The sequence below is a fragment of the Xenorhabdus szentirmaii DSM 16338 genome, from assembly GCF_002632585.1.
Classification (GTDB): domain Bacteria; phylum Pseudomonadota; class Gammaproteobacteria; order Enterobacterales; family Enterobacteriaceae; genus Xenorhabdus; species Xenorhabdus szentirmaii.
In genome coordinates this window covers 1,781,290-1,792,893 of record NZ_NIBV01000002.1, presented here as the reverse complement: position 1 = coordinate 1,792,893, position 11,604 = coordinate 1,781,290, and the positions used below count along the sequence as shown (strand labels likewise).

Below are 11,604 nucleotides of genomic sequence, written 5' to 3'. Positions count from 1 at the left end.
AGATCCATTTCATTCCTTATCATTTGTTATTGTCTCCGCCTAAAATTGCCATTAATTCATCTTCAGACATTAAATCTAATGTGTTCTGGAGCGATACCATGTTGTTTTCCCCAATGGCTTCCATTTGCGCCGTTAAAATGACCCCGGCCTGTTCCGACAATTGTGGGAAAAGGAACAATGAAGAGATGGGAATATCAACCAAAAATTCGTCTTGTATGCGGGTTGCCAATTGCACGAGCATCAGGGAGTGACCGCCGAGTTCGAAGAAATGATCATGACGCCCGACCTGTGTCAATCCCAGTAAATCCTGCCAAATCTGAGCCAGCATAATTTCTTCGTCACTGTCCGGTGCTTCGTAACCATGTACAACAAGTGAAGATGCATCCGGCACAGGAAGCGCCCGGCGATCCAGTTTGCCGTTGGGTGTCAGTGGGAAACTGTCCAGCGTGACAAATGCACTGGGAAGCATATAGTCAGCAAGGTACTGGGCCAGTTGCTGATGCACGTCGGCGGGGATCAGTTTTGCGCCATTGTGCGGCAACAGATAGGCGACCAGACGTTTCTGGACTGCGGCATTCTCATCGGCCCTGCCTTCCTGGGTATCTTCATGGGTATCACGGGCAAGGACGATGGCATCCTGTATCCCATGGCACTGTTTTAGTCTGGCTTCGATTTCACCCAGTTCGATGCGGAAACCACGCAGTTTGATTTGCAGGTCATTGCGGCCAAGATATTCGATATTGCCATCCGGCAGCCAGCGACCGAGGTCACCGCTCTTGTACATGCGGGCACCGGCATCCTGAGAGAAGGGATCTGGCAGGAAACGCTCTGCGGTCAGCTCGGGACGATTCAGGTAACCCCGGGCAACACCGGCGCCGCCAATATGAATTTCACCGCTTACGCCTGTCGGGACAGGTCTGCCGCGGGGGTCCAAAATATAAATCCGGGTATTCGCAATCGGGCGGCCAATGGGGATTGAGTGGTGAATATCCATCGGCGCAACCATGGCATAAGTGGTGGCAAATGTTGTTGTTTCGGTTGGTCCATAGCCATTAATAAAGTGCGCGGGTTGTAAATTTGCTGATTGCACATGTTGGATTTTCCTCGGGTCAATGACATCTCCGCCGATAAGCAGATAGCGCAGTTGCCCGAATACCGGTTTGAGTACGTCGAGATATTCATTAAACAAACCGACAGTCAGCCAGAGGGCGGTGACTTTCCCTTTGATCAGGGAATCACGGAACTGTGTCGGATCAAGCAATACGGGTTGTGAAACGATGTGCAGGCATCCGCCGTTGAGCAAGGCTGCCCAGATTTCCCATGTTGAGGCATCAAAAGCAATATTGGCGCAATGGGCAATGCAATCATCAGCCGTAATATTGGCATAGCCATTATTGATGATCAGCCGATTGACACTGCGGTGCTCAACCATCACCCCCTTGGGTTGCCCGGTGGAGCCGGACGTGTAGATCACATAGGCCAGATGACGTGACGTCAACCCCAATGCCTGTGCATCCGGATTGTGGCTGGGTTGTTCCGCCAAGCAGGGTTCCCGGGCATCAGTACCATCAGTACCATCAATGACGACAACCGGAAGCGCACAACCTTTTGGAATCAAGCAAGAAAGTCTGTCAACCTGCTTGGACTGAGCCAGTAAAACCACAGGCGTTGCATCTTCAAGCATGCAGGCCAGCCGTTCGGCGGGGGAGGCCGGATCGAGCGGAACATAAGCCCCACCCGCTTTAAGGGTCCCCAGTAAACCCACCACCATTTCCAGACTGCGTTCAGCACAAATTGCGACGGGATCGTCCGGCTGCACACCCAGTGCAATCAGATGATGGGCCAGCTGGTTGGCACGACAGTTGAGTTCGCCGTAGCTCAGGGTGTTGTCTTCAAATACGGCCGCAATCGCTTCAGGATGGTTTGCTGCCCGGGCTTCAAACAGCTGGTGGATCAGGGCATCTTGCGGAAAATCGGTTTGGGTGGCGTTGAAATCTATCAGTACCTGTCTCCGCTCTGTTTCCGGCAAAACAGGAATATCCAGGATCGCTTGCCGGGGATGGTGATCCAGGGCAGCAACCAATCCCTGCAAGGCAGTCATCAGATAGTGCGTTATCCGGGCCGGATCGAGACTGGCGACGGTCTGGGCAGTTAAAGAAAAGTCAGTCCCGAAATCATCCACCGATAAGGTAACCGGATAGTTAGTTTGTTCTTTTGTCAAGATAGCCCGTATGCCGGCCCAAAGCTCTCTGGCGGTATGTGTTTCACTGGGCTGGGAATGGCGGTAATTCAGCAAGGTACTGAACAGCGGACCAGATTGTGCCATTGCGCTGCAACTTTGCGCCAGTGCCAGCGGGGCCTGTTCATGCTCCAGCAATGCCATCAAATTTTGGTAAGTGGATTGGATCACGTCCTGAACCGTCTGATTTGCCAGTGAAATGCGCACAGGCAGGGTATTGATGAACATCCCCAGTATCTGATCAGCTCCCGCTCCTCCCTGCAAACGCCCCAATAACACTGAACCGAAGACCACATCATCGCGGCTGCTGGTTTGTGCCAGCACCTGTGCCCATGCGACATGGAACAGCACTCCCGGGCTGACTTTCAAACGCCGGGCATGGCTGCGGATGGCTTCAGCCAAATCAGGATTGAGGGACAGGTTATTTTCTGTGATGGTGTCATCAGGGCTTGCAACAGAAAGTATCCCAAAAGGGGCGGTTGGTTCATCAATGTCGGCGAGCTGGGTGCGGAAATAGGCTTCATGCTCTTCTTTCGGCACATTCAGCGTCTGGGCGATAAAATTGCGGTAAGGTAAGACTGTGGGCAGGTTTTCTGCATTTCCCTGCAAAATCAGGGAAATTTCAGCCAAAATCAACTCCAGTGTCATGTGATCGCAGACCAGATGATGGAAACGCAAAGCCAGCAGCCATTCATCCTGTTCAGGATCATGGGCAATATCAGCCGCAAACAGCGGCGCCTGGTTCAGGTTGATCCGGTGCCGGCGCGGATCGGTGTGGGCCTGCAATTGTGCGGGAACATCGTGTCCTGCCGTTGGGGTGAACAGGTTGACATCCAAGGGCGCATTGCGCCAAACGGCCTGTACCGGTTTTTCCAATCCTTGCCAGTAGACTGCGGTGCGCAGAATATCATGGCGATCAATCACCTGTTGCAACGCATCTAAAAATTCGTCGAGGCGGTTGCGGCTATCGAATGCCAGCAGGCTGTGCAAGAGATAGGTGTCTCCCTGCTCCTGCGTCAGATAGTGGAACAGGATGCCTTCCTGCAAGGGTGACAACGGGTAGATATCCTGTACCTGACTGGCCCCGTCCGGAATGATGTCCACAATGCCGTCAATTTCCTTCTGGGAAAGGGAAACCAGCGGCAGCATATCGGGTGTAATGGCCGTGCAACTTTCAGGGATCAGGTTCGGAGGAACTGCAAACGCGTGTGTGTCGCGCTGAATGGTCTGTGCCATATCTGCAAGGACCGGTGTGGCGAACACGTTGCGGGCCTCGAGTTGCCAGCCGGCATGGCGGAGATTTTCCATCAGGCTGACAATCATCAGTGAATGTCCGCCCAGTTCAAAGAAATGGTCATGGCGGCTGACTTGGTCCAATTTCAGCAAATCCTGCCAGATTTGCGCTAATGCGGTTTCTACTTCGCCAACCGGCACTTCATATTTACGGCTGACGACAGCGGATGCGTCCGGTGCAGGCAGTGCCTGACGATCAAGTTTGCCATTCGGTGTCAGCGGAAAGCTTTCCAATATGACAAATGCACTGGGCACCATGTGGTCGGCAAGATGCCGGGCAAGTTGCTGGCGCAGTTCGGACGGAACGAGTTCAACCCCTTCTTGGGGCAGTAAATACGCCACCAGATATTTTTGCGCTGTGGTGCTTTTCGTTGTGGTGCTTTTATCAAGCGAGTCTTCCCGTACCAAGACCACTGCTTCTTGTACACCGGGGCATTGTTTGAGTTGGTTTTCTATTTCCCCCGGTTCAATGCGGAAGCCACGGATCTTAACCTGAAAATCATTGCGTCCCCGGAATTCAATATTCCCGTCGGGCAACCAGCGACCGAGATCGCCGGTTTTGTACATGCGGGCATGTGGGGTTGACGAAAACGGATCGGTGAGGAAGCGTTCTGCCGTCAATTCGGGGCGGTTCAGATAACCACGGGCCACACCGGAACCGGCGATATAAATCTCTCCCGTCACGCCGAGGGGCGCTGGCTGACCCAATGCGTCAAGAATATATATTTGGGTATTCGAAATTGGCCGGCCAATGGGGATGGAATGGGCAATATTGACGGGAGAGTCAATACAATAAGTGGTGGAAAAAGTGGTGCTTTCCGTCGGGCCATAGCCATTGATCAGCTGTTTTGGCTGAGATTCAGCCCGTTGGACGAGTTGGATTTTCCTTGGATCAATGACATCTCCGCCGGTCAGCAGGTAGCGCAGTTGACCGAGCACAGGCTTGAGTATTTCAAGATATTCATTAAACAAACCGGCAGTCAGCCAAAGCGCGGAGACTTTCCCCCTGACCAGCGCATTGCGGAACTGTTCCGGATCAAGCAACACGGATTGTGGAACGATGTGCAAGCGCCCGCCGTTGAGCAGGGCAGACCAGATCTCCCACGTAGACGCATCAAAGGCGACATTGGCGCAATGGGCCACACAATCCTCTTGCCCGAGTTCCGCAAAACCGCTGTTGACGATAAGGCGGAGGACATTGCGGTGTTCAACCATCACCCCTTTAGGCTGACCCGTTGAACCGGAGGTATAGATAACATAGGCCAGATGACGTGATGTCAGCCCTGATTTTTGTGCCTCTGGGTTATGGTCGGGCCATGTTGCCAATGGTTGTTTTGCTGATCCGGGGGCGGACAATAACGCGCTTTGTTCATCAAGTATCACGACAGGCATCCCGGCAGACAAGATGTTGGCTAATCTGTCGAGCTGGGCTGATTCGGTGAGTAAAACCTTGGGTTCGGCGTCTTCGAGCATATGAGCCAGCCGTTCGGTCGGGTAGGCCGGATCAAGCGGCACATAGGCACCGCCCGCTTTCAGGGTACCGAGTAAACCCACGATAGTGTCCAGACTGCGCTCTGCACAAATTGCCACCCGAGAGTCAGGGAGAACACCTTGCGCAATCAAATAATGCGCCAACTGATTGGCACGACGGTTTAATTCACCATAACTGAGCGTTTGTTCTTCACATGAAATGGCAATGGCGTCGGGATGCCGTGCCGCCTGCGTTTCAAACAGCTGGTGGATCAGGGCATCTTGCGGAAAATCCGCCTGAGTCGCATTGAAATCCAGCAACAGTCGTTGCCGCTCTGGCGCCGGCAGCATCGGCAGGGTAGCAACGGGTTGTTTTTCATCGGCAACCATTGCTGTTAATACGTGGGTTAAATAGCTGACCATGCGTTCCACGGTTGTGGCATCAAACAAATCGGCGGCATATTCCAGATCACCCATTAAACCCGTTTCGGTTTCACTCAGGGATAAGGTTAAGTCAAAGTGTGCACCGCGGCTTTTCTGCTCCATCGGGGTCAGTTGCAAACCCGGTAAAGTCAGTGTTTGGGACTGGGTGTTATTGAAAGCCAGCATGACTTGAAAAATCGGGCTGTAGCTCAGGCTGCGTTCCGGCTGCAAGGCTTCGACAATCTGCTCGAAAGGCAGATCCTGATGGGCAAAGGCGCTGAGGGCCTGTTCCCGTACCTGTGCCAGCAGATCAGCCACAGTGAGATCACGACGGAATCTGATGCGTAAAACCAGCGTATTGACGAAAAACCCGAGCAATCCTTCAAGCTCATGGTGAGGTCGGTTAGCAACGGGGGTGCCAATAACGATATCATCCTGACCACTGATTCGGGCGAGGACGATACTCCATGCGCCCATCAGGGTCATAAACAGCGTGGTATGGTGGCGCTGTCCGAGCTTCTTGAGGGATGCCAGCAATGACGCATTGAGGCAGAAAGAAACGTGTCCCCCGATATAGCTCTGTACCGCTGGGCGTGGCCGATCCGTGGGCAATTCCAGCAAATTTGGCGCACCTTCAAGTCGGGTACACCAAAAGTCACGTTGTTTCGTCAGGAGCGTTTCCTGCTGTTGGCTGCCCTGTAACTGCTCATGCTGCCAGACGGCATAGTCCGCATACTGAACCGGCAACGCCGGCAGGGAAACATCTTCGTTATTCAGCGCTGCGCGGTAATAATCGCCCAGTTCACGCACCAATACCCCGACGGACCAGCCGTCAGTGATAATGTGGTGCAAAGTGAGCAACAACACATGCTCCTCATCTGCCAGTTGCAGCAACTGACCACGGATCAGTGGCCCCTGAATCAAATCAAAGGGCGCTCGGGCTTCAAGTTCGGCAATCTCGGCCACACGGCTGTCGTGCAAGGCCGGATCGAGCTGCTGCAAGTCATGGCAGGACAAGGCAAAGCCGGTGTCGGCAGGTTCGATATGCTGACAAGGTTGCCCGTCTATTAAGACAAAGCGGGTGCGCAGACTTTCATGTCGGGCGATCAGGTTGTTGAGCGACAGGGTCAGCGCCTGCCGGTTGAGCTGACCGGTAAGGCGCAATGTCACCGGCAGATGATAGGCAAGGCTGGCAGCCGGATCGAGCTGGCAGAGAAACCATAACCGCTGTTGTGCAAAAGACAACGGGAGTGGCCGATGTCTTTCGGCCTTTTTGATTAATGATGGTTGCTGGGACCCACGAGATTTCAACTGTTCCTCAATTCTTTTTTCCAGAACAGCCCGTTTCAATTCCTCAAGGTTCATATTTTTTCTTTTCATTATCTACCGTCTCCGCGGGGATTTTCGTCGCCTATATTTTCATTGCCTAAAAGTGCCATCAGTTCCTCTGCTGACATTGAATCAAGGTCGTCTTGCATAGATTCAATCTCACCATTCCCAATCACATCCATTTGTGCGGCAAGGATGGTGTCCGCCTGCTCCTTCAGGGTGGGAGCGGCAAACAGGGCGGTGAGCGGGATGCTGACTGATAATTTGTGCTGAATGCGTGTTATCAGCCGCACAACCATCAGCGAATGACCGCCGATGTCAAAGAAGTTGTCGTGGCGGCTGATACGGGAGAGATCTAATAATTCCTGCCAGATTTGGGCTAGCGCCGTTTCTATCCTTCCTTTGGGGGACTCATATTCACGGGCAGCGACCGCCGACGCATCCGGTGCCGGCAGTGCCTGACGGTCGAGCTTGCCGTTGGGGGTCAATGGGAAGGTATCAAGGATCACGAAGGCACTGGGCAACATATAGTCAGCAAGCTGTTGGGCGAGTTGCCGGCGCAATTCAGCCGGTATCAGCTCAACACCGTCCAAAGGTTGCAAATAAGCCACCAGTCGTTTCTGTCCGGTTTCCTCTTTGCGGTGGTTTTCGTGGTGGTTTTCGCGAAGGTCTTCACAGAGGTCTTCACGAAGGAGAACCACCGCTTCATGTACACCGTGGCATTGTCTGAGTCTGGCTTCAATTTCCCCCGGCTCAATGCGGAAACCCCGCAATTTGATCTGAAAATCATTGCGGCCGATGTACTCAATATTGCCATCCGGCAGCCAGCGCCCGAGATCACCGGTTTTGTACATGCGGGCATCGGTTTCCTGAGAGAACGGATCAATCAGGAAACGTTCAGCGGTGAGTCCCGGGCGATTCAGATAACCACGGGTAACACCCGCGCCGGCAATGTGAATTTCGCCGGCAACACCGAGAGGTACAGGCTGGCCCTGTGAATCAAGGAGATAAATCCGGGTATTTCCTATCGGCCGGCCAATCGGAACAGAACGTGTTACATCAACCGGAGCGGCAATCTCATAGGTTGTGGCAAACGTTGTGGTTTCGGTCGGGCCATAGCCATTAATCAAATGAACCGGTTGTGATCCCGCCAGTTTCACTTGCCGGATTTTTTTCGGTTCGAGGACATCACCGCCAACCAGTAAATAGTGTAATTGTCCATACAGGGGCCTGAGTGCGTCGAGATATTCGTTGAACAAACCGGCAGTCAGCCAAAGTGCGGTGACTTTCCCTTGAACCAATGAATCACAGAAGCGCAGCGGATCAAGCAGCGTGGAAGATGGAACCACATGCAAGCGTCCGCCATTGAGCAGGGCCGACCAGATTTCCCATGTCGAGGCATCAAAGGCAATATTGGCGCAATGGGCCACACAATCCTCTTGGCCGAGTTCCGCAAAACCGCTGTTGACAATCAGGCGGAGGACATTGCGGTGTTCAACCATGACCCCTTTCGGCTGTCCGGTCGAACCTGAAGTATAAAGGACACAGGCCAGATGGCGTGATTTCAGTCCCAGAGCCTGTGGGTCTGGATTCCCAGTTTCTTTTGTTGGCAATGAACCTGTTGATAACGACATTGCGGACAGGAAGGTGTCATCGTTATCCAATAAGACCATTGGCAACGCATCAGGACGTTGATTGAAAAGCCCATTGAGGTGAGTTTCCTGCGTCAGCAGTGCCACCGGTGCCGAATCCCCCAGCATATAGGCCAATCGCTCAGGCGGGTAATTAGGATCGAGCGGAACATAGGCACCACCGGCCTTGAGGATTGCGAGCAGGCCGATAATCAACTCCGGACTGCGCTCAATGCATATTGCAACCCGGGAATCCGAACATACACCAAGTGCAATCAGATAATGTGCCAGACGATTGGCGCGGCGGTTTACTTCACCATAGCTGAAAGAGTGTCCTTCAAATGCAATGGCAATGGCGTCGGGATTGCGTGCGGCCTGCGTTTCAAACAGTTGGTGAATCAGCGCATTTTGTGGGAAATCTGATTCAGTGGCATTGAAATCCACCAGCAATTGTTGCCGCTCTGTGGCCGGCAGGATGGAGATATTCCGAATCAGCCCCTGCGGTTCGCGATCCAGGGCGTTGATCAACCCACGGACAGCCGTGACCAGATAATGGATAACGCGTGTGGGGTCGATACCCGCCACAGTCTGGGCTGTCAGGCGGAAACGCTCACCCAGATCATCCACTGACAATGTCACCGGATAGTTAGTGCGCTCTTCTGCGGCCAAAATACGGATGCCTGCCCAAAGGGAGTCAGCCGTCTCCGCATTGTTGCTATTGCCGGAACCGACAGAATTGCCGGATTGACTGTGGCGATAATTCAGCAAGGTGCTGAACAACGGCATGGATTGCGGCATACCGCTGCATTGCTGGGCCAGCACCAACGGGGCTTGCTCATGTTCCAGCAACATCATGAGACTGTGGTAAGTATCCTGTATTACCTCCCCGACAGTACGTTGTGCCAGAGAAACCCGCATTGGCAGGGTATTGATGAACATTCCCAGCACTTGCTCAGCACCCGCACCGCCCTGAAGCCGGCCCAATAGCACAGAGCCAAAGACCACATCATCACGGTCACAGGTTTGAGCCAATACCAGCGCCCATGCAGCATGGAACAACACACTCGGGCTGACCCTGTGGCGGCGAGCCTGAACACGGATGGATTTTGCCAAATCAGGGGCGACAAAGAGGTGATCTTCGGTAACGGAACCACCCTCAGCCTGAACTTTCAGAACACCGAATGGCGCGGTCGGTTCATGAATATCTGCCAGCTGGGCACGGAAATAGGCTTCGTGATCGGCAGTCGGCATGTTTAATGTCCGGGCAACAAAGTTGCGATAAGGCAGGGCAACCGGCAATGGCTCACTGTGACGCGGTGATTCATTCCTGTCAGCGTTACTCCCTTCAGACTTGTTCTGTTTCAGCAACAGCGCCATTTCGGCAAAAATCAGTTCCAGTGTCATGTGGTCACTGACCAGATGATGGAAACGCAGTGCCAGCAACCATTCAGCCTGTGCCGGATCGTGGGCGATATCTGCGGTGAACAAGGGTGCGCGATCCAGAGCGAGACGATGCAGGCGCGGGTCAGTATGTGCCCTGAGCTGCGCAAGCACGTTATCCGCAGTTTCCGGATTGAATACATTGACGGCCAGTGTTGCCTGACGCCAGACCACCTGGACCGGCTGTTCCAAATCCTGCCAGTAGGCCGCCGTGCGCAGAATATCATGGCGGTCGATAACCTGTTGCAGCGTTGCGAGGAAGTCATCAAGGCGTTCGCGGCTATCAAATGCAAACAGACTTTGCAGCAGGTAATTATCCCCTTGTGCCTGCAATAAGTGGTGGAACAGGATACCTTCCTGCAACGGAGCAAGCGGGTAAATGTCCTGCACATTGCCCGCTCCGCCGGGGACAGTGGCGGTGATGGCATCGATTTCCGCCTGAGACAGGGAAACCAGCGGCAACATATCAGGCGTGATCGCGCTGCAACCTGCGGGAATAAGATTGTCTGGCACGACGAAAGCACGGGCATCACGTTGGATGGTTTGTGCCATTTCGGCCAGCACCGGCGCAACAAACACACCGCGGACATCGAGTTGCCAGCCCAGACGGCGCAGCTCTTCGATCAGGCTGACAATCAGCAGAGAATGCCCGCCGAGTTCGAAGAAATGGTCATGGCGGCCGACCCGCTCCAGTTTCAGGAGATTTTGCCAAATTCGGGCGAGAACGATTTCCACCTCCCCGATCGGCGCTTCATAACGGTGTACGACAATCGCGGAGGAATCCGGTGCGGGCAATGCCTGACGATCCAGTTTGCCGTTGGTTGTCAGCGGGAAACTGTCCAGCGTGACAAAGGCACCGGGCAGCATATAGTCAGCAAGGTGCTGGCTGAGCTGCTGGCGCAGTTCTGCGGGGACCAGCTCCGCATTGCCCTGCGGCAACAAATAGGCGATCAGGCGTTTTTGGTTGTTGTCATCGGTACGTGCCAGAACAACGGCTTCGCGCACCCCGTGACATTGTTCCAGCCTGGCTTCAATTTCACCCAGCTCAATCCGGAATCCGCGGATCTTGACCTGAAAATCATTGCGGCCGAGATATTCGATATTGCCGTCCGGCAACCAACGACCGAGGTCACCGGTTTTATACATATGTGCCTGTGAGTCAGGCGTGAACGGATCAACAAGGAATCTTTCGGCAGTCAGCTCAGCACGGTTCAGATATCCCCGTGCAACACCGGCCCCGACGATATAAAGCTCACCGGCGACACCGAGGGGAACGGGCTGGCCGCAGGCATCAAGAATGTAAATCTGCAGATCAGGAAGGGGTTGTCCAATCAGGCTGCCGCGCCCTGAGTGAATGTCGGTTTCCGTCAGTTCCCGATAGGTGGCATGTACCGTAATTTCGGTGATGCCGTACATATTCACCAGACGGGTTTGCTGAGTCGGGTTACGGTCAACCCACGGGGCAAGGGTATGCAATTCCAATGCTTCCCCGCCGAAAATGATGCAGCGCAGAGAATGCGGTGTTGCATCCTGAGCAGAAATCAACTGGCGGAAGGCGCTTGGGGTTTGGTTCAGTACTGTCACTTGTTCACGGCATAGCAGCGAATAGAACACCTGGGGGGAACGTGCACAGTCTGCCGGAATAACAACAAGCCGGCCGCCATAGGCCAAAGCACCCCACAATTCCCAGACGGAGAAATCGAATGCGAAAGAGTGGAACAGTGTCCAGACATCGTGATTATCGAACTGAAAACGTGCCTGTGTTGCGGCAAACAAGCG

At 53.8% G+C, this 11,604-nt stretch carries 2 protein-coding genes (1 of these 2 only partly in view); both read right to left on the bottom strand.

Annotation, left to right across the window (positions count from 1 at the left end):
- Positions 1-19: 19 nt before the first annotated feature.
- Positions 20-6,805, bottom strand: a complete 6,786-nt coding sequence (locus Xsze_RS17595) for a non-ribosomal peptide synthetase (protein ID WP_244590081.1) — start codon at positions 6,803-6,805, stop codon at positions 20-22.
- A protein-coding gene (locus tag Xsze_RS17590) for a non-ribosomal peptide synthetase (RefSeq protein WP_099139151.1) crosses the window boundary here: on the bottom strand, positions 6,805-11,604 show its final stretch. Its footprint extends 21,570 nt past the window's final position; 4,800 of the gene's 26,370 nt are visible here — the last part of the coding sequence; its start codon lies off the right edge, out of view; the stop codon is at positions 6,805-6,807. Before Xsze_RS17590 ends, Xsze_RS17595 begins: the two co-directional genes overlap by 1 nt.